Source organism: Pelobacter seleniigenes DSM 18267, from assembly GCF_000711225.1.
In the GTDB taxonomy this organism is placed as follows: domain Bacteria; phylum Desulfobacterota; class Desulfuromonadia; order Desulfuromonadales; family Geopsychrobacteraceae; genus Seleniibacterium; species Seleniibacterium seleniigenes.
Genome location: NZ_JOMG01000002.1, coordinates 996,071 through 1,016,191 on the forward strand (window position 1 = coordinate 996,071; position 20,121 = coordinate 1,016,191).

Annotated in this window: 18 protein-coding genes; 2 read left to right on the forward strand and 16 right to left on the reverse strand. The window is 56.4% G+C overall.

Annotated features, from left to right (window positions below; all coding sequences use genetic code 11):
- Nucleotides 1-22 precede the first annotated feature (22 nt).
- The 14 genes from N909_RS0107285 to N909_RS0107360 all read right to left on the reverse strand — a co-directional run bounded on the left by N909_RS0107285 (nt 23) and on the right by N909_RS0107360 (nt 16,387).
- Nucleotides 23-442 carry a hypothetical protein gene (locus N909_RS0107285; protein WP_029913517.1) on the reverse strand — a complete coding sequence of 140 codons (420 nt, stop codon included), beginning with the start codon at nt 440-442 and terminating at the stop codon, nt 23-25.
- Between the two features lie 12 nt (nt 443-454).
- Nucleotides 455-1,129, reverse strand: a complete 675-nt coding sequence (rpe, locus tag N909_RS0107290; protein ID WP_029913520.1) for a ribulose-phosphate 3-epimerase — start codon at nt 1,127-1,129, stop codon at nt 455-457.
- A gap of 108 nt (nt 1,130-1,237) precedes the next feature.
- Nucleotides 1,238-2,593 carry a 16S rRNA (cytosine(967)-C(5))-methyltransferase RsmB gene (gene rsmB, locus N909_RS0107295; RefSeq protein ID WP_029913522.1) on the reverse strand — a complete coding sequence of 452 codons (1,356 nt, stop codon included), beginning with the start codon at nt 2,591-2,593 and terminating at the stop codon, nt 1,238-1,240.
- Nucleotides 2,594-2,792: 199 nt separating this feature from the next.
- Nucleotides 2,793-3,242: a universal stress protein gene (locus N909_RS0107300; protein ID WP_029913524.1), complete on the reverse strand. Its 450-nt coding sequence runs from the start codon at nt 3,240-3,242 to the stop codon at nt 2,793-2,795.
- A 72-nt stretch (nt 3,243-3,314) separates the two neighbouring features.
- A complete protein-coding gene (locus tag N909_RS0107305) occupies nt 3,315-5,807 on the reverse strand; it encodes a plasma-membrane proton-efflux P-type ATPase (protein WP_051689589.1) in 2,493 nt (830 codons plus the stop codon).
- A gap of 605 nt (nt 5,808-6,412) precedes the next feature.
- On the reverse strand, nt 6,413-7,240 hold the full coding sequence (gene htpX / locus N909_RS0107315; protein WP_029913535.1) for a zinc metalloprotease HtpX: 828 nt from the start codon (nt 7,238-7,240) through the stop codon (nt 6,413-6,415).
- Between the two features lie 94 nt (nt 7,241-7,334).
- Complete coding sequence (gene fmt / locus N909_RS0107320; protein WP_029913538.1) at nt 7,335-8,276, reverse strand: methionyl-tRNA formyltransferase; 942 nt, start codon at nt 8,274-8,276, stop codon at nt 7,335-7,337.
- On the reverse strand, nt 8,266-8,790 hold the full coding sequence (gene def / locus N909_RS0107325; RefSeq protein WP_029913540.1) for a peptide deformylase: 525 nt from the start codon (nt 8,788-8,790) through the stop codon (nt 8,266-8,268). Before def ends, fmt begins: the two co-directional genes overlap by 11 nt.
- Nucleotides 8,791-8,954: 164 nt before the next feature.
- Nucleotides 8,955-9,710 carry a sulfite exporter TauE/SafE family protein gene (locus tag N909_RS0107330; protein WP_029913543.1) on the reverse strand — a complete coding sequence of 252 codons (756 nt, stop codon included), beginning with the start codon at nt 9,708-9,710 and terminating at the stop codon, nt 8,955-8,957.
- A 318-nt stretch (nt 9,711-10,028) separates the two neighbouring features.
- Nucleotides 10,029-12,140 carry an ATP-binding protein gene (locus N909_RS24500; RefSeq protein ID WP_051689590.1) on the reverse strand — a complete coding sequence of 704 codons (2,112 nt, stop codon included), beginning with the start codon at nt 12,138-12,140 and terminating at the stop codon, nt 10,029-10,031.
- Between the two features lie 15 nt (nt 12,141-12,155).
- Nucleotides 12,156-13,280: a substrate-binding domain-containing protein gene (locus N909_RS0107345; protein WP_084167564.1), complete on the reverse strand. Its 1,125-nt coding sequence runs from the start codon at nt 13,278-13,280 to the stop codon at nt 12,156-12,158.
- Nucleotides 13,281-13,674: 394 nt separating this feature from the next.
- The gene (locus tag N909_RS0107350; RefSeq protein ID WP_029913553.1) at nt 13,675-14,388 is read right to left on the reverse strand and encodes a tRNA threonylcarbamoyladenosine dehydratase; all 714 of its coding nucleotides are present in this window, start codon (nt 14,386-14,388) and stop codon (nt 13,675-13,677) included.
- 53 nt (nt 14,389-14,441) lie between these two features.
- The gene (locus N909_RS0107355; protein ID WP_029913556.1) at nt 14,442-15,215 is read right to left on the reverse strand and encodes a TatD family hydrolase; all 774 of its coding nucleotides are present in this window, start codon (nt 15,213-15,215) and stop codon (nt 14,442-14,444) included.
- 170 nt (nt 15,216-15,385) lie between these two features.
- Nucleotides 15,386-16,387 carry a YhdH/YhfP family quinone oxidoreductase gene (locus N909_RS0107360; RefSeq protein ID WP_029913558.1) on the reverse strand — a complete coding sequence of 334 codons (1,002 nt, stop codon included), beginning with the start codon at nt 16,385-16,387 and terminating at the stop codon, nt 15,386-15,388.
- A 151-nt stretch (nt 16,388-16,538) separates the two neighbouring features.
- Here N909_RS0107360 and N909_RS0107365 point away from each other — a divergent pair, with 151 nt between their 5' ends.
- Nucleotides 16,539-16,898: a winged helix-turn-helix transcriptional regulator gene (locus N909_RS0107365; protein WP_029913562.1), complete on the forward strand. Its 360-nt coding sequence runs from the start codon at nt 16,539-16,541 to the stop codon at nt 16,896-16,898.
- A 100-nt stretch (nt 16,899-16,998) separates the two neighbouring features.
- On the opposite strand, the gene rpsD is transcribed toward N909_RS0107365, so the two are convergent.
- Complete coding sequence (gene rpsD / locus N909_RS0107370; RefSeq protein ID WP_029913565.1) at nt 16,999-17,619, reverse strand: 30S ribosomal protein S4; 621 nt, start codon at nt 17,617-17,619, stop codon at nt 16,999-17,001.
- A 117-nt stretch (nt 17,620-17,736) separates the two neighbouring features.
- Complete coding sequence (locus tag N909_RS0107375; protein WP_029913568.1) at nt 17,737-18,603, reverse strand: DUF748 domain-containing protein; 867 nt, start codon at nt 18,601-18,603, stop codon at nt 17,737-17,739.
- Nucleotides 18,604-18,861: 258 nt separating this feature from the next.
- On the opposite strand from N909_RS0107375, the gene N909_RS0107380 reads away from it, so the two are divergent.
- On the forward strand, nt 18,862-20,088 hold the full coding sequence (locus tag N909_RS0107380; protein ID WP_029913570.1) for a hypothetical protein: 1,227 nt from the start codon (nt 18,862-18,864) through the stop codon (nt 20,086-20,088).
- Nucleotides 20,089-20,121 lie beyond the last annotated feature (33 nt).

Below are 20,121 nucleotides of genomic sequence, written 5' to 3' on the forward strand. Positions count from 1 at the left end.
GGAGTTCAAACCCAGGACAATATCAGCGTTTCCAAGGTAGCTCGTCAGGGGCCTCTTCGATCACCCAAGTCCCTGATTTACCCCCCTTTTCCTGAAGATGTATCCAATGTTGCCGCCAGTGCCACTCCTGCAGGCGGGGCGACGGCAGGTGATAATATTCAAGCACGTAGGTGGCCAGGGCACTCTGATCATCGTCCTGGATATTGACATTTTTATACTCGCTGCCCACCACCTGCAGATCCTTGTCATCCACAAAGTCGTTGAGAAACGCCTCCCTGGCCGATGGAGCCAGATAGCCTGCCGCCGTCTGATAATCTTTCCAGCGCATCGACTCGCTGAACCCCTTCAGCAGGTTCGGCAGATCGGCGCCGATTTTAGGTGCAGGTAGACACCCCACCACCAGCAGCAGCGGCAATAACAACAGAACATGGCGCAAAGACATCGGATCTCCTGGTCAGCCGCGGCAGGGATGTTCCTGTTCGGCGGAAGTTCGCAAGCTATGAATGGTGGCCGCGTAGTCAGCACTGTTGAACACGGCGCTGCCGGCCACGAAGACATCAGCCCCGGCGGCGGCAATGCTGCCAATGTTATCAGTCTTGACGCCGCCGTCCACCTCCAGCTCGATAGCCAGTCCGAGCTCGTCGATTCGACGCCGCAGCTGGGCGATCTTCGGCAGGCAACTGTCGATGAACGACTGTCCGCCAAAGCCCGGATTGACGGTCATCAACAGCACCAGGTCCAGATCGGGCAGGATCATATCGAGAGTACAGAGCGGCGTGGCCGGGTTCAATGACACCCCGGCTTTCTTGCCGAGGGACTTGATCAGCTGCACGGTGCGATGCAGATGCTTTTCAGCTTCAGCATGAACGACAATCAGATCCGCGCCGGCCTTGGCGAAATCAGGAATATAGCGGGACGGATTTTCGATCATCAGGTGGACATCAAGGGGCAGTTCGGTCACCGGCCGGACAGCTTCGACAATCAGCGGTCCAATGGTGATATTCGGGACGAAATGACCATCCATGACATCGATATGAACATAATCGGCGCCAGCCCGGTCAATGGCCTTGATCTCGTCCCCCAGTCGGGCGAAATCAGCGGAAAGAATAGAAGGAGCTATTTTAATCATCAGCCTATCCGATTGAAAAAGTGTCTGCGGCCCGACCGCGGCGGACCCGGGGCCCGCAATCAGGTGAAACGATCCAGGCACAACTCTATTTCTACCGCGCGCAGGGCGTTAATTGCAACGCCGAAAACGTGCCGCAAAGAAGGCGTCCATACCGTCGTGACGGTGAGGATAAGTCCGCATGGTCCCCGTTGTGGTAAACAGGTCCTGCCAGGCCGGAAACTCGGTACGAAGATCCTCAAGCGCAAAGTCCGGATGCGCGACGAGAAAATCTTCCACCACCTCATCCGTCTCACAGTGGCTGAAGGTACAGAGCGAATACAGCAGCAACCCGCCCGGTCTGACCAGGGTGGCGACATTGTTCAGCAGCAGCTGCTGCAACGCAGCCAGGTCCCTGAGGTTAGCCGAGGATTTGTTCCAGCGCCCTTCCGGATTACGCCGCAGCACCCCGAGCCCGCTGCAGGGGGCATCGAGCAGGACCCGATCAAAACTCTGCGGCTCCAGGAATTCCGGTAACCGGGTCAGATCGCATTCGGCCGCGGTCACCGTCGGACAGCCCAACCTTGCCACCCCCTGACGGATCAGTTCAACCCGCTGCGGATATTTATCCAGCGCGATGATTTCGGCCCGGTTGTCAGTCAAAGCGGCCAACGCAGTGGTTTTCCCGCCCGGTGCGGCGCAGGCATCGAGGATGCGCTGAGCGGGCCGGGCATTGAGCAGTTCGGCGGTCAGCATGCTCGCTTCATCCTGCACCTGATACCAACCCTGCTCATCCCCCGGCAGCGGCTGTTCGCCGCGCTGCTCGACAATCACCCCGGCGCCGGCATAACGGCAGGGGCGCGCCTGATGCCCGGCGGCCTGCAAGGCCTGCAGAAAAGCATCCCGGTCGATTTTCAGGGTATTCACCCGCAGGGTCAGCGGCGGCGCGACGGTCAGGCTTTCCCCCAACGCCTGCGCCTCGGCGTTCGGCAGCTGGCGCATGACCTCTTTGGTCAGCCAGACCGGCATACTGCAGACATGCTGCAGATAAGGCTTGATCTTGGCCGGCGGCGGCCAGGGGATCTCCGCCCGCCCCCGTTCCAGGGCACGCAAAACCCCATTGACCAACCCGGTCACCTGCTCAAAACCGACTTCGCGGGCCAGGTCAACCGTGGAGCTGACCGCTGCATGGGCCGGCACCCGGTCCAGCTCCAGTAATTGATAACTGCCCAGCCGCAACAGCCACAACACTTCCGGCTGCAAACGTTTGAGGGGCTGGCTGCAGAATTGAGCCAGGGCGAAATCGAGCCGCCCCTGCAAACGCAGAATCCCGTAAACCAGTTCAGTCAGCAGGCGTTTATCACGCCCGTCCAAAGTGGAACGGTTGAGAGCCGCATCCAGCACCATGTCTGCATAAGCTCCGTCGGCCACCCGGAGGAGAATTTCATACGCTGCCCGTCGCGGGCTGTCATCAGGTCGTAAAGTCAATGGTTTTTCTTCTCAATTGGTTGCTACCGAAAGGGTTGAAAATCTTCCCGGAATACTGTCCTGGCGAAAGTGTCCTGAAGTTAACCACAGCAACAGAAAAAATAAAAGAACCGATAGCTTTGCCGGCCAGGGTTCTTTTATTTTTTCCGAAACCGCTCAGCAGAGCGGCAAGTCGTCTTTTAAGCCATCATTCAAAGGCCTATTGCTCGTTCACAAAAGTAACGGAACAGGGCAATTTGCGCAGGATAGCTTCATTCTCACGCCCGAAAAAGAAGTGTTCCAGGCGCCATTCCGGATGGGAAGGAAGCACCAGCAGATCAATCTTCTCCGCTTCGACCAGCTTGAACAGCTCATCAATCAACTTACCCTCGCGGACCAGCACCTCGACCTTGATTCCCTTTTCCCGGGCCGCCTTGACCATCTGGCCGATCTTCTTCTTGGTTTCGTCAAGCATTTGCTGATAGCCATCTTCCACCATCTGCTTGGGGATCGGCAGGTTCCAGCCTTCCAGACCGAACACATTATGATAGGTATGCAGGACCGAGAGTTCCGAGCCGAATTTTTCCGCCATCATGGTGCCGAAACGGACTGCCTTACGACATTCCTGGGTTGACTGACAGACGACTAAGACTTGTTTTAATTCATTCATAATATTCCTCCATAACAGTTACGGAGCCTGCGCCGTATCAGAGCAGAGCGCAGGCTCCGGCTCATTGCTTGGTCAGGATGAAAAATGTTCCCTGGGACTCCCGACAACCCCTGTGGAACGTTGCTGTCCCGCGTCCAGCCGGTTATACAAAAAGAGTTTGGCCCGGTCCTCGACGAGGAACCAGAACAGGCAGTAAATCCACACATAACCGATTAAAGTCCAGGACACCGGCGCCACCAGGAAGCCGAAACCGACAATGGCTGCAGCCAGAATCTGGGTTCCCAAAATGGCCCCGAACAGAACTTTGGCCGGATATGGCGGAGCCCAGAAGGCTTTGCGGGAGCGCACCACAAACAGGGTCAAATGCCCTGATACTGCCAACTTCAGATAAACCAGCGATTGCAGCTGGGCCGGACTGAGGTGGACAAAGTTCTCAGCCAGAATCAGCAGCAGGAAGGTTTCAAACACACCGATGACGCCGAGGACCGTGGCCACCGTCAGCACCCGGTGCATTTTCCAACGCACTGGATTCTGGGCAAGGGGGGCGTTGTCGTAAGCGATGGTCAGAATCGGCAGATCATTGAGCAGGGCCAGCAGAATGATCATGATGGTGGAGATCGGGTAAAAATTATAAACCACCATGGCCAGCACCACAAAAATCATGATCCGGATGGTTTCGGTAATCCGGTAAACGGCATAGTTGTTCATCCGCTCGAAAATTTTCCGAGCCTCTTCAACGGCATTGATAATGACCGACAGCCCGGGCGCGGTCAGCACCAGACTGGCGGCCGCCTGAGCGGCGCTGGTGGCGCCGGAGACCGCGATCCCGACTTCCGCCTGACGCAGTGCCGGCGCGTCATTGACCCCGTCTCCGGTCATGGCCACCAGGTGGCCGCGATGCTGCAGAGCCTTGACAATGGCGTATTTATGTTCCGGGAAAACCTGGGCAAAGCCATCGCTCGCTTCGATTTTCCGTTCAATTTCAGGATCGAGCCGATCCAGGTTGGCCTGCTTCGCCAGCATCTCTTCAGCCGGCTGAATATTGTTTTTCAAACCGAGCTGTTCGGAAATCTCCCGGGCAATGGCCAGATTATCGCCGGTGACCATTTTTACATTGATGCCGTGTTCGCCAGCCTGACGAATGGTTTCCGCCGAATCCTCCCGAGGCGGGTCAAACAGCGGCAGCACTCCGCGAAAGACCCAGTTTTGGGCGTTCTGCTGATCCTGCCGCGCCACGCCCAGGGTCCGAAAGCCCTTGCGGGCATAATCGTTGACCGCCTGGTCCAGCTGCTGTTTTTGCGCTTCATCCAGCTGACAGAGCGCCATGATGACCTGCGGCGCGCCCTTGGTTACCTTGAACGCTTTGCCGTCCTGCTGGATGCTGGCCTCGGTCCGCTTGCTGACGGCATCGAAAGGCTGAAAATCAAGCTGCCGATAAGCGGTCAAAGTCCCTTTATCTTCCAGGGCATTGATCACGGCCAGGTCGATGGCATCCTGATTTTCCTCTTTTGAAGCCAGCGCAGCCTCCAGGATCAGTTCCTGGGCGGTCTGGGCGGCAACCAGATAAGGTTCCCCCAAAGTCAGCTTGTTCTGGGTCAGGGTGCCGGTCTTATCGGAACAGAGGATATCGATCCCGGCCACTTCCTCGATCGACTGCAGTTTGGTCAAAATGGCCTTTTTGTCGGATAACGCCTTGGCGCCAAGGGCCATGGTCACGGACAGCACCGCCGGCATCGCCACCGGGATCGCCGCGACCACCAGAATCAGGACAAACTGGAAAACCGTCAAAAATGAATCACCCCTGATCAACTGGGCGACGACCAGCACCGCAGCAAGCCCCAGACTGATAAAAATGAGGTAATCGCTGATCTGCATGATCGCCTTCTGGAAATGGGAAACCGCCCCGGCCTTTTCGACCAACTGGGCGGTCTTGGCAAATTTTGTCCGGTTGCCGGTTGCCGCCACCAAGGCCAACATTTCCCCCTGCTTGACGATCGTCCCGGAGTAGGCGACGTCATTTTCCGTTTTATCCACCGGCAGCGATTCGCCAGTCAGGGCCGACTGATCGATACTCAGGTAGCCGCTCTGAAACAGTTTTACGTCGGCCGGGATAATGTCCCCGCCGCGCAGGCGAATAACATCGCCCGGAACCAATTCTGCGGCCGGAACGGTCTGCCAGGCGCCGTTCCGCATGCAGCGTGACGACAAAGCCAACTGATCTTTCAGCGCTTCCACGGCATTGGCCGCCTGAAATTCCTGCCAAAACCCCACCCCGGCATTGAATATCAGCATGACCAGGATAATGACAAAATCCTGCCATTCGCCGAGAATTCCGGAAAGGATGGCTGCCACCTCGATCATCCAGGGGATCGGCCCCCAGAAATAGCTCAAAAACTTGAGCAGTAAATTTTCCTTTTTTTCCTCCAGGGTATTGGGGCCAAACTGCTCCAGCCGCCGGGTCGCCTCTTCAGCTGACAAACCTTGGCTGCCGGTTTCAAGCTGGTTGAGAAGCTCTGTTGCGGTGGTATCCCGAACCACCTCTTCTGTTAAATTTGTGACACTCATATGGTTACCTCAATGGAACTGCCTTTTGCACGTTTGCCGTACCTAAAGGGCTGACCTGCAACAATCAAAAAGCCCATAAAAATCATTTCGCTTATTCGAAAGATTTTCTTTTTGCTCATTAAAACAAATCGCAGAAAGGGGGTGCCGTCAAGTACGGGAAAGCACAGTTCTGATTCGGACATATGCTCAAATCATGGATATTGTGGGACATGCGGCCGGAGGGTTGTCATTATGGCGGGATTTCTGTACCTGTGCCGGACGAGGCAAGGGGAGGTTAGGATGGGTTAGCAAAGTTTTCGCAGACAGAGCAAGTGAGGGGGAGGAACAGGCCAGCATTTCCACCCCATCCTAACCTTCCCCCATCAAAGGGGGAAGGACTCAATTCATAGAATCTGAAAGACCATAATTTTGAACGGGCGCACTGGAACAACAAAAAAAGAGGCCGACTCTCTGTAAGCCGGCCTCCCGAGTTGGCGTTAAAGTCCTTGCTGGGCTGTGCGCTGGTTGCTTCACAAACGCGCGATTGCAACACACAAATCGGGATTGCTGTGCTCCTGGTTTAGTCTCTCCCAATCATGGACCAGAGCGGCAGTTGCGGCAACGTCTCAGAGTTGCATGCTCTCCAGCCTGCGGATCCGCTCTTCAACGGCCGGGTGAGTGGAAAACAGGTTGGCCATGTTTTTTCCGCTTAACGGGCTGACGATGAACATATGGGCCGTCGCTTCATTGACCTGCGTCATCGGTGCGCGTTTGTTCGCCAGCTCAAGTTTACGCAGCGCACTGGCCAGATAATGGGGATTTCCGGCAAACCGCGCGCCCTTTTCATCGGCCCCATATTCCCGTGACCGGGAGATCGCCATCTGCACCAGCATGGCAGCGATCGGCGCCAATATCATCATCCCGATCATCGCCAGCGGGTTACGGTCTTCATTGTCACGGCCGCCGAAAATCATCGCCCATTGCGCCATGTGGGCCAGATAGCTGATGGCTCCGGCAAAGGTTGCCGCAATGGAGCCGATCAGGATATCACGATTCTGCACATGGGCCAGTTCATGCCCCATAACCCCCTTGAGTTCTTCGCGGCTGAGAATCTGCATGATTCCCTGGGTCGCGGCGACCACGGCATGCTGCGGATTACGCCCGGTCGCAAAAGCATTGGGCGTGCTCTGCGGCAGGACATAAACTTTGGGCATGGTCAGATTGTTATGCTGGCAGAGTTCGCTGACCACCTCATAAAGCTGGCCGCTCTGCACTTCCTGGCCGCGATACATCTTGATGACGATTTTATCGGAAAACCAGTAACTGCCGAGGTTCATAACCCCGGCCATGATCAGGGCAAACAACGCCCCGCCCTGTCCACCGAGGGCACCCCCGGCACCGACCAGCACCAGGGTCAGCAAAGTCATTAACAGCACGGTACGCATCGTGTTCATGGTTGTCGTTCTTCCTTTATATCAGGTTGAAAAGGTTGCCGCCATTTGGCGACAACCGGTCCGGAGCACAGTTCCCCCGGGCTGCGGACCTGTTTCAGCCCAGCTTGCTACCGCCGAACAGCGGTCGACCACTGAGGAAATTCACCGCTGCCAGGCGTTTTTTGCCCGGCAGTTGCAGTTCACTGATCACCAGCGCCCCTTGGCCGCAGGCTACCCGTACCCCGCTCTTATCGGCCTGCAAAATGGTTCCGGGTTCACCGGTGAGGGTCTGGTCGAGACTGGTCCCGGCAATCTTCAGGACCTCGCCTTCCAGGAAAGTATAGGCACCCGGCCAGGGATCCAGCCCCCGGACCTGGTTATGAATATCCTGCGCGGACCGCGACCAGTCAATGAGACCATCCTCTTTCTTCATCATTCCCGCATAACAGCTAAGCGCATCATCCTGCTTTTCCGGTGCCAGGGTTCCAGCGCAGAGCTGGCGCAGGGTCTCTTCCATGGCTTCCCGGCCAAGCAGTGCCAAGCGGTCATGCAGTTGTCCGGCGGTCTCGTCGGGGCCGATGGCCAGGCTGCGTTTGACCAGCATATCGCCGGTGTCGAGGCCGACATCCATGAGCATGGTGGTCACCCCGGTCTCGCTTTCGCCATCGACAATCGCCTTGTTGATGGGTGCGGCGCCGCGATATTTGGGCAGCAGCGAAGCGTGTACGTTGATGCAGTGGTAGCGGGGAATCTCCAGCACTGCCTTGGGCAGAATCTGCCCGTAGGCAACCACCACGATCAGGTCCGGCTTGAGCGCCTCCAACTCGGCAACCGCCTGCGGATCACGCAGTTTGAGCGGCTGAAAAACCGGAATATCATGGGCCAGCGCCCGTTCCTTGACCGGCGAAGCGGCCAATTTTTTCCCCCGCCCTTTGGGTCGGTCCGGTTGGGTATAAACCCCGACCATTTGGCACCCGGCTGCGATCAATCCGTCCAGAGTTGCCAGGGCAAACTCCGGGGTTCCCATAAAAACCGTCCGTATTTCTTCAGGCGACATCTTCCGCTTCCCGCTCCTTCAGCATCTTGAGGTATTTTTTCTTGAACATCGACCGTTTCAAAGGTGACAGGCGGTCTACAAAGAGGATTCCTTCGAGGTGATCGATTTCATGCTGAATGCCGATGGCGAGAAGTCCGTCGGCCTGCCGCTCATGCACATTGCCGTCGGTATCCTGATAACGCATGGTCACTTCGCTGTAGCGTTTGACGCTGGCGTAGTAACCGGGCACGGACAGGCAACCCTCTTCTTCGAGGGAATCCCCCGAGCCGGAGATAACCTCCGGATTCACAGCGATAATCAGATCGTTTTCCGCGTCTTTGGGGGAACAGTCGAGCACGATGAGCCGTTGCAGTACCCCGACCTGGGGGGCGGCCAAACCGACCCCGGGAGCAGCGTACATGGTTTCTGCCATGTCGTCTGCCAGTTGCTTGAGTTCATCGTTGAACTCCGTCACCGGAGCCGACTTCTGTTTCAGCAAGGGTTCCGGATAATGTACTATTTTTCGTAATGCCATTCTCAACTCTCCGACAGTCGTCCTGTCATGGTTTATTGATATAGAAAAGGCCTTCAGGAGAAGGCTCTTTTCATATTAACCCGTGATTCATTGTACCGTCAACCAATGGCCGAAACTCGGACCGGGTTCGTGTTTCGGCAAACACCGCAAACGCTATCGGCCGCTTACGGGAACAGCAACAGCTTGAGGGCGAACACGAACACCGTGACCGTCACCATCTTCTTGATCCAGTCATGCCCCTTGGCCACCGCCAGTTTCGGTCCGAGCATGCCCCCGATGGAGTTGCCGACCGCCAGGGCGATCCCCAGCACATAATCGATCTGGCCATGGTAGATGAATACGGCCAAAGCGATGATGGTATAGGAAAAAATAACAAAGACTTTGACCGCATTGATCCGCACCAGATCCAGTCCATGAACCAGCAACGCGGTGATAACGATAAAACCGATCCCGGCCTGCACAAAACCACCGTAAATGCCGACCCCGAAAAAGGTGATCACCAGCACCACCTTGCGCCAGAAACCGAACACGACATTATCCCGGCGAAAATGCTTCATCGGATCAAGAGCGGTAAAAACCATGACTCCCAACATGATGATTGCCAGTAACCGGTTAAAGACCTGATCATCCAGGTTAACGGCCAGGCTCGCCCCCAGCCAGCTGCCCAATAATGCCGGCGGGGTACAAAGCAGCGCCAGATCCAGGGGCATCACTCCGCGTTTACGAAAGCCACGGACGGCAAACAGGTTTTGGCAGAAAATGGCAATCCGGTTGGTCCCATTGGCAACGGCACTGGGCAAGCCCATGAAGATGAGCAACGGCAGGGTCATCAGTGAGCCGCCGCCGGCAAGCACGTTAAGAATACCCGCGAGAATACCGACGGCGAAAAGAAGCGGAAGTTGCCATACATAAGCGTCCATGAAAAACCTCTCAGCGACTCTCTGGTCAATGAAAAATTAACGATTAAAGGCGCTAATATGCCTTATCCGCAACCGGCCGTCCAGACCAATAATGTTGTCGAAGAGCCCCTTGTAACGCTTTACGCCAAGAGCCGTTTTCTCCAATTGCGGCACACCGGGCTGCACTACGGAAACGACAAAGCTGGCAGCCCGTTGAGGCCATGGATGGGCGATCAAAATCTATGACGCCTTTCTAACTCATTGATTTTGCAAGGGGGGGGAGGGGAGGACATCGCTCTTTTCTCCATCGGGCGTGGAAAAGGCCGGAGATGGACTTTTTCAACAAGTTGCCTGAGCTAGGGGCAAGTGGATGGTAAAACTGGTCCCTTTGCCCGGTTCGCTGGCAACGGCAATCTGCCCTTTATGCTGGGTGATGATATCATAGGCAATGGACAATCCCAGGCCGGTCCCAGCCCCGACCTCTTTGGTGGTAAAGAACGGTTCGAAGATATGGCTGAGGTCAGCCGCTGGGATGCCGCAGCCGTTATCGGAAATTTCAATCAGAATCTCCTCTCCGTCGCAACGGGTGACGATACGGATTTCCCCCTGTCCCTCAATCGCTTGCGCCGCATTGATCAGCAGGTTCATAAACACCTGATTCAGTTGCCCGGCATTGCACGAGAGCAGGGGCAATTGTCCATAATCCTTGTGAACATCAGCCTTGTATTTGATTTCGTTCCAGACAATATTGAGAGTGCTCTCCAACCCCTCATTCAGGTCCGCCTCCTGCCACTGTTCTTCGTCAATCCGGGCAAAGCCTTTCAGGTTCTGGACAATTTTCCTGACCCGCTGGCCGCCATCGATGGATTCCTGGATTAAATCCGTGAGATCCTCGTGGATATAATCGATCTTCAAACGCTTGCGCAACTCGGCGACCTCGGCGCAGGCTGTCGCAAGGTCCATGCTCCCCCGGGCAGCCTGGTCCAAGGCCAGTTGCTGGCCCTGCTGGTACTCGTTCAATTTGGCAAAATACCGCTCCAGGCTCCTCAGGTTACTGAGAATAAACCCCAACGGATTATTGATCTCGTGCGCCACGCCGGCAGCGAGTTGGCCGATGGAAGCCATCTTCTCCTGCTGGAGCAGCTGCGACTGGGTCGCTTTCAGTTCGGTATAAGCCTGCTCAAGCTTGGCGTTGCTGCGCTCCAGTTCGCTGTTCCGCTGAACAATCTCTTCTTCCAGTTTTTTGCGTGCCGTGATATCGGCAAAAACGGCTATCGTACCGATAATCTCTCCCCCGGCATTCCGTCGTGGCCCGCCATAGATACTGTAATCGATCCGTGACCCGTCGCGCCGCTGCCGCTGGACTTCAATCCCGTCCTGAACCACCCCGCTGCAAACCTGTTCGTGCAGGCCTCTGAATTCAGCCAGATTGTGTTCCGCCACGGTGGGCAGGATTTTGCCCATGACCTCTTCGGCACGCCAGCCGAACATCTGCTCGGCTCCCCGGCTCCAAACCACCTCAACTTTCCCCTCCAGATCAAGACCAACGATGGCGATCGGTGCCGAATCAATCAGTGTGCGCAGCACCTCCTCGCTCTGCCGCAGGGAGTCCTTGGTTGATGCCAGCTGGCTGCGATTCTCAAGGAACTGTTCAACAACCCGCGCCATCTCGCCAATTTCATCATTGCCCCGAACCGGGATCTGCGGTGACAGCCCCTCACTTTTCCCGGAACGCAGATAATGGCTGATCTGCAACAATCGCCTGACGACATGGTGACCGAAAAAAAACCTCGCAACCAGCCAGGCCAGCAGCAAGCTGCCGATCAGCAAAGCAAGAATGACTCTCTGCTCTTTTTTTGAGGCGGCATTAAGCTCCTCAACGGTCTGATCAAAGCTGGCGGCAAAACGGACCGACAGGTGGTGCGCGGCCCCGACCATGTTGACGGCTTGCTCCTGTAATTGCTCATGCAGGCGGTGCAACTGGCTCTGCATGACGTTCCGACTCCCCGCAGGGGGGGCGGAACGCAGCGTCTTTTCCAACAATTTGACTAATATATTCAAACTGTTGCGAAACAGTTGCCCGGACTCATGCAAGGCGAGAACCTGAACGTCGCTACTCGTTCGGCCGAGCTTTTCCACCAGCCCATCAAGCCGTTCAACCTGAGTCAGAGCTTCGGCATAGCCAGTATGCATTTCAGCAAGAGAACCTGCCTTGAGCAACCGGTAAGATTCACGCTCGATCAGCAGGGTGGTTTCAACAAGCTCCTGGGCCATCTGCAACTGGCCCAGCCGCTCACCGGCCAACCGGCTACTGAGCTCAGCGGAAACGCGCAACGAATAAACCGCGGTCAAAGCACCAGCGACAACCAGCAACGCCTGAAGCCACAAGGCAAGGGAATACTTTTGTCTGAGGGTTTTAGGCCTGGGCAGATGTTTCCAGAACAGGAACATAGTTTATCCTTGCACTCAGTGCTGCCAGATCTGCCGATAAATATCCCGGTAACCATTATCAGGGTCAAAATGGTACTGCGCTCCGCCATCGAATTCGACATTCTCGGGTGTCACCAGGTGAACTGGAAAGATGTAGCCGCTGACCGGCTGTCCTGCCAACAAGCGGTTCAATTCATCCACCAGTTGCCAACCATGCATATTAAGGGGTTCTGCCACGGTGCCAACCTGGTAAATCCCGCTGGCAATGCGCATGAAGGCAGCGCTGCTGCCATCTCCGGCCGACAGAAAACGCAGATTATCCGCAAGTTCCCCGGCGGTAATCAGTTCCGGGGTCGCGTAGTCAAAATAAATATCATTGATGGCCAGGGCATAGGTCCAGCGCGGCCCATAGGCTTTCAGCAATTGGCTGGTTGCCCTCGGCATCTGTTCGGCACAGTCGGAAATCGCCAGGTCGCGGATCTCCAGCAAGGAACAATCCGGACAGTCACGAATCACTGCCGCCATGGCATCAGCCTTGGCCGTGGCAATGGCAAAGTTCGAGTCGGTAAAGATCACCACTCCGGCTCGTCCCTGGGCAGCAACCACCGCAGCGGCTGCGGTCACCCGCGCAACCGCCAGGGGATCGGTCGAAACATTCATGGCCACCGGGGTTCCGGGGAGCGGACCGGCTTCGGCAGCAACATGCCAGCCGACCACCGGAATCTTCCGCTGCTCAAAAAGCCGCAGTTGCTTTGTCAAGGCCGCCGCATCGGTGCCGATCAGAAGCAAACCATCGGGGGTTGCCGCCAAGGCCGCGGCAACAGCTTGATTGCGGCCGGACGGGCTGCCGCCGGCATCATAAATCTTAACCTGCCAGCGCAGTTCCCTGGCCGCTTCCTCGATCCCCCTGGCGACGCCTAAAATTCCCCCATTACGCAGGTCCTCGCACAGGACGGCAATCCTTTTGTCCCGCTGCCCGGACGGACCGTTGCGGGGACCGCCCCAAGGCGGATTTATCCTGCCGGCCTCAGCGACCTCTTGTTGCAACGCAGCCAACGACCGGTCAGCTGCCGCAAACCCAGCCTCTGCGCTACACAATGACAGGATCAATCCCACAAAAATGATCCCCGTTAAACGTCGCAAGTGACTATTGCTGCGCATCACAACTCTCCATTCTTACCCTTGAAGAAGGGAATTGTCGGGTCCGGCTCAGCCCGAAGGCCCCCCAAAAAACCGAAGCGGTAACTCGTTGCACTAAAATTTATAGTTTTTAATTATTTAATTCTATATCAACTAACGGCTTTTTGTAAAGAAACATGCGTAAAATAGTCGGTCTTTCTAGCACCAAAATAAGTCAGGGTGAACAGACTAGAGGAAATGCCCATCTTGGGGCATTTATCAATGCTTGGTGGAGAGGGATGAAATTTATAAAACCTCTAAAAATCAGTAGGCCAGAAGATCAACGCCGATTTTAATCGCTCATTCCTGGATTCAGCAGGCTTTTTTTTCAACAGCCTGCGTCAGGCAGGATCTGGTTGAAGAATAGTGTGTGATTTCAGCAGCCGCTCAGCTGCCGGATGACCTCGCCGGCCATGGTCAGGCCGAAGATGGGGGGGAGATAGGAGGAGCTGCCCAGCACCGGTTTGCGCGCATCAGCGTCCGGACCGGTCAGGGGTCGAAATTCTTCGGTTGAATAAACCACCTTGACCCCTTTGCTGATGCCACGTTTGCGCAGTTCCCGGCGCATGGTCCTGGCCAGCCGGCATTTTTCGGTCTTGGCCAGGTCACTGACCAGCACCTGGGTCGGGTCAAGCTTGTTGGCTGCCCCCATGGAGGAAATAATCGGCAGGCCATGCTCATAACAATACTGGATCAGGTGGATCTTCGAGGTGATCTTGTCGATACAATCAAGCACATAGTCGAAGGGTTCGGCGAGCAGTTCCGCGGCGGTGTCTGCCTCATAGTAAGCATGCCTGGCGATCACTTCGATCTGCGGATTGATCTCGCGGCAGCGCTCGGCCATGACCTCGACCTTGACCCGACCGACGGTCTTCTCCAGGGCATGAATCTGACGGTTGATATTGGAGACGCAAACAGTGTCGAAATCGACCAGGGTCAAGCGGCCGACCCCGCCCCGGGCCAAGGCTTCGACAGCATAACTGCCGACCCCACCGACCCCGAACACCGCAACCGAGGCGTTGGCGAGTTTAGTGATTCCTGCGCTGCCAAGCAGCAGTTCCATGCGGGTCAATCTGTGTAATTCGGTCATACCTGATCCAAGGAGCTCGGCATTGGCTGCCAAGCTTTCCATATAAGTAAAAGTTATTGTCCAGCGCCCCCGGCAACGAGGACAACCCCCAACAATCGTCGGGCATTGGCGGTGGTCGCAGTCAAGACCATCTTCAATGGCTCTTCACGCAGCACGGCGATGCGTTCCGCCACTTGCAACAAAACTGCCGGATCGGCGGTCATATCCGGGTAATCCGTCTCCAGGACCAGCCCGCTCAAAGGCAACTCGGTGACAACCTGGGGCAATTTACGAGCATTCTCCCGCAGCAGAATCGGTCCGACACCGATCAAAAACCCCTCGCCAACCAGTTGCCGGGCAACCTGCAAACTGGCCGAAAAGCCGTGCCAGATGCCGCCGACCCGGGGACCCACCTGAAGTTCGCGGAGAATCTCCAGCAACCGCCCGGTGGCCTTGCGCGCGTGCAGCAGCACTGGCAAATTCATCTTCAAGGCGATGGCTAGCTGCTCCCGCAGGACCCGCTCCTGAATCTCAAAGGCAGGGCCGACAGCGCCGTCCAGGCCGATCTCACCGATGGCCACCACCCGTTCCTGTGCAGCCAATCGGGTCAACTCCATTGCCACCGTCCCATTCCACTGTTCAGCATAGGCCGGATGCAGCCCGGGCGCGGCATAAACATCGCTCTGTTGCTCGGCCAGCGCAACAATGCCAGCCCAGCCTGCGGGTTTGACGCCTGGGATGACAAAGCCCTCGACCCCGCCGGACCTGGCCGCAGCCAGTCGGTCCGCCTCAGCAGCAGCCGGAGCCGGAAAATCAAGATGGATGTGAGTATCGATCAGCGGCAGCATCGCCGCATGGTAGCAAAAGTTTCCAGGCGGGGGATAGCAAAATAGGACGGAGAGGGGCAGGGTGGGGGTTGGCTCTTTTCACCCCCATGCCGACCTTCCCCCATCGAAGGGGGAAGGAGAGCAACCTGTTAGTGAAAGTCAAGACGGAGATGATTAAGAACCGGAGTTTCTCAGCTCTCCAGCAGGTTGACCAGGGCGCGGCGTTTGAGCTGGCCCTTGAGGATCAGCTGAATCTTCTCTTCCAGCCCGGCCAGGGTGACCTCTTCAACCATTTCCGTCAGACCGGCAACTTTCCAATCTCCGGCCAGATGATCCCAGGCGCGGGTTCTACGCTCCAGGGAACACTGGGCGGAATCGATCCCGATGAGCCGGACACCGCGCAGAATAAAGGGGAAAACATTGATATTCAGATCCGCTGAAGCGACCAGCCCGCAGCAGGTGGCCACGCCGTCATATTTGGTCGATTTGAGGGCCGCGGCAAGCAGGTCACCGCCGACACAATCGACCACCCCGGCCCAGGTGGTTTTCAGCAGGGGCCGTTCATTGCCGGTCAGCAGGGTTTCCCGACTGATCACCCGCTTGGCACCGAGCTTTTCCAGGTAGGGGGTTTCCTGCTCTTTGCCGGTAACTGCTGTAACCTCAAAACCGATGGTCGCCAGAATCGCCACGGCCAGGCTGCCAACGCCACCGGTGGCGCCGGTCACCAGCACCGGTCCGTCCGCCGGTTTGACCCCGCTTTCGACCAGTTCCTGCACCGACAGAGCTGCGGTTAGCCCGGCGGTTCCGAACATCATACTCTCTTTGAGACTGAGTCCGGCCGGCAGCCGCACCGCCCACTGACTCGGCACCCGGATCAGCTGGCCAAAACCGCCGTCGGTCTCCATGCCCAGATCATAGCTGGTGACAATGACCTGATCGCCGGGCGCAAAGCTGCCGTCGCTGCAGGAGACCACCTCGCCGGCGGCATCGATCCCGGGGGTATGGGGGAAATTCCGGGTCACCCCCGGATTGCCGGTCGCGGACAGGGCATCTTTGTAATTGAGGGACGAATAATGCACCTTGACAACCAGTTCGCCAGCCGGCAGATCATCCAGGCTGCGCGTCACAATGGAACGGGTGAAGGTTTTTTTCTCGGGCTGTTCAACCAGCAGAGCCTTGAATTCTGTTGCCATTTACACCTCCGTTATTCCCGCAGCAAGCGGTCCGGGAATGGGAAAAGTTGACATTCACATGCAATGGACCTAAAACTAGCCATTACCATCGCAAAGTGCAAGTACCCACTTTTTTGTACTGTAGTATCTGAAAGGATACTATTGAAAGAAGATGATGCAAATGAATGATCGGGAAAACTATCGGTGCACGGTTTCGGTAACTCTGGAGATTATCGGCGGTAAATGGAAATCGTTGATTCTCTGGCAGCTGAGTTTCAAGACCTTGCGCTTCAGCCAGCTCCAACGCCGCCTGGCCAAAATCACCCAGAAGATGCTCACCCAGCAATTACGCGAACTGGAACGGGACGGCCTGATTCATCGCCAGGTCTATGCCGAAGTGCCGCCGCGGGTGGAGTATTCACTCACGGAGTTGGGCGAGAGCGTGGTGCCGATCCTGCAATTGATGTGTCAGTGGGGGAAGGACTTCCTGCAAACCAGCCCGGCTCCGCCAGAGGATCAACAAGCCGGATGAGATGAGGAATGCCGCTCCCCCCCTCCCTCCGAGCGGCATTTTGTATGCAATGACTTGCCGGGGTTTTCCCGTCGGGTGTTCGGGTGGCGATTGCGACAGCCTACTTCGAATACAGCTCGATAATCAGCTGCTCGTTGATTTCAGACCTGATTTCATCCCGCTCAGGCAGATGCTGCACACTGAAGCTCAAAGCCTGGGTATCGACGGCGAGCCAGCCGGCATGCTGAAAACGCGGACTTTCCGCCAGGTTCTTTTCCACCATGCTGCGTGAGCGCTCCGTCTCCTTGACACTGACCAGATCGCCACTACGCACCTGATATGACGGGATATCCACCCGTTTCCCGTTCACCCGGATATGGCCATGATTGACCAACTGGCGAGCCTGCATCCTGGAAATACTGAAGCCGGCCCGAAACACCGCGTTGTCGAGGCGCGCTTCGAGCAGGGCCATCAGGTTGTCGCCGGTGACCCCTTTTTTCTGCGCGGCTTTTTTAAAGGTGTTGCGGAACTGCTTTTCCAGCAGCCCGTAACTGTTTTTCAGCTTCTGTTTCTCGATCAGCTGCAAACCGTAATCGGATATTTTCCGGCGCTGCTGCTTTTCACCATGCTGGCCCGGAGGATTGCTGCGCCTTTCCAATAAACGGTCATATTTGGGATTCTCAAAAATATTGATTCCGAAGCGGCGTACCAATTTTCCCTTCGGTCCGGTATATTTTGCCATCTGTTGACACTCTCCTTTTTAATATTGTGAAAACGATTTTCAATACTAATCATCAGAAGATCTTGTGTCAACTGGATCCGGCTGAAAAATAAAAGTTTTCAGCCGGATCTGACAAAATTACTTTTTATCGCCGCCCAGAATTCCTTTCATCAGCTCGCCAGCCTTTTCACCGAGAGCTTTTTCGGCATCCGGCGGCAGATTGACCTTGTCCTGCAGCTGCTTAACCGCTTTTTCAACCTCGGCTTTGGCCTTGCCGACCACCTCGGTCTTCACCCCTTCCAGACCATTGAGCTGGCCGGACAGCAGCTGTGCCAACGCTGGTGAAAACTGGCCAGAACTGTTTTGCGCAGCGCTGAGCACGGCCTGCACCACCTTCTGAATCAACTCCGGCATGGGTAGGCCGCCTTCGGCACTCCCCAGGTTGCGCAACTCGATCTGCGGCAGCACCATGTTGACCTTGGAGGTTTCCCCGAGCAACTTGAGATCCGCATTGACCTGCACATCATTCAGGGAAAAATATTCAATAATGAATTTCTTGCCGCTCTCCGAACCTGCAACGGGCTGCGCCTCTTTCCCCTGGCCCTGACCGGACATGCTCTTGGCCCGGGCCAGAAGCGGCTGGATATTGTTCTTCTGACCGTTCTGCTCCAGGTTGACCTGGATATTGCTCAACCGCACCCGGGGTACAACGATGGTATCGCTCAGCAGGGAATTCAGGGATACTGCGGCATCCCCCTGGCCCAGCCCCATGAAGGTCTGGGCGGAAAATCCGGCCGGGTTGGCGATTCGCAGACCACTCAAGGAGGCCTCGCCGCCCAACAGTGAAATATGGATGTTGTCCAGCGTGGTCGGAACCCCGAGGGCCATCTCGCCACCGCGCTCGACGGCTTTTTTAGCAATCGAATCAAGATAAAAATAGGCCCCACCAACCGCGATGACAACAACGACCAGCAGGCCGATTATCAGCTTCAACAATGCTTTCATGCTCTCCTCCGCTGTCAGGTGCTGAGAAAGTTCGGAACGTGATGTCACAATCTGCTGCAACTCAACTGTCTGTGAATAAGCATATCCTGTTGTCAGCGCTCTGCAACCGCCCTTAGCGCCGGGAAAATACCAGCTGCACGCATCCGACAATTGACAAGCCGAGGGAATATCCCTAGGTTGGAGCTATAGAAAAAATACCGAAAACTCAATATCACCGGGCGGTAACGCCCCTGGCACCGCCATCTTCCGAAGAGATTTATGAGACAACTGACCAACCTGTTTCTGGCCCTGTTCCTGCTCCTGGCCCTGGCCACGATTCTGCTCGGCCTGGGCGATCTGGCCCTCCCGCTGCCCGGCCTGCTGTCGTTCTGGCCCATGCTGCACGGCATTTGCCTGATCCTCGGCGTAGTGCTGTACTGTTCCCTCGCCTTCAACCGGCATCTGCCCAAACGGGTGTTGCTGCCCCTGCTGCTCTGGCTGTTCTGGGACCTGCTCGGTTACTGGCCAGTGCCGGACCTGCTCGGGAGTTCTGCCCGGTTGCTCATCGGCCTGGTTCAGTTGCTGTTGATTCTGGCTCTGCTTCGCCACATCCGCCGGGACAACGAGGTCAGCCCCTGGCTGGTTCCGAGCCAGTTCACCGGACCGTCCTTCAGCGCCCGCAACCTGCTGATCTTCATCGCGTTGAATATCTTCATCATGCCGGTCGCCCTGCTTCTGCTCGGCTATTCCGCGGCCGACCGCTTTGTGACGCAGGCCACGGCGGGTTTTGTAGATCTGCAACCGCGGGGGATCTACATGAGTGAAAAGATTTACCGGCGGGGGGACAAAGAGATTCGGCTGGCAGCCATGGTGCATCTGGCCAGCCAGGATTACTATACGGAGTTGGTCGATTCCATCCCCCGCAGCGGGACGCTGATCCTGGCCGAGGGGGTCACCGACAAGCAGGGCTTATTGAAAAACAGATTTGACTATGGAAACCTGGCCGAGTTTCTCGGGCTCTCTTCGCAATCCGCGCTGCAGTTGCCGGGGCGGGTCATCGACCCGACCGAGTTGGCCGAGCCGGCCCCGGCGGTACAAAGCGGACCGGATATCATGCGCGCGGATATCGATCTGAGTGAATTCGATCCCCGGACCATTGAAGTCCTTGATACCCTGGCCGAGAAAGTTCTGAACGCTCCATCTCCGGTGCAGGGGTATTTCGCCTTCAACCGCTGGGCCAGTGAAAACGCCTCGGCCAATATCGATAAAATCATCATGAACGACCTCCTCGACAAGCGGAACCGGGCTCTGCTCAGTTACCTTCCACAGGCCCTTAAACGCTACGACACTTTGCTGATCCCCTGGGGTGCCCTGCATATGAAAGGTCTGGAACAGGCCCTGCTGGAGCAAGGGTTTACCCTGCGCAAAACCCGCCAGCGGCTCAGTATCGACTTCCAGCAGCTCCCCTATGAACGGATTCTGCACAGTCTGAGTTCCACGGAGTGATTCTTTTACCCCACCACTGATATGCCTTTTCCC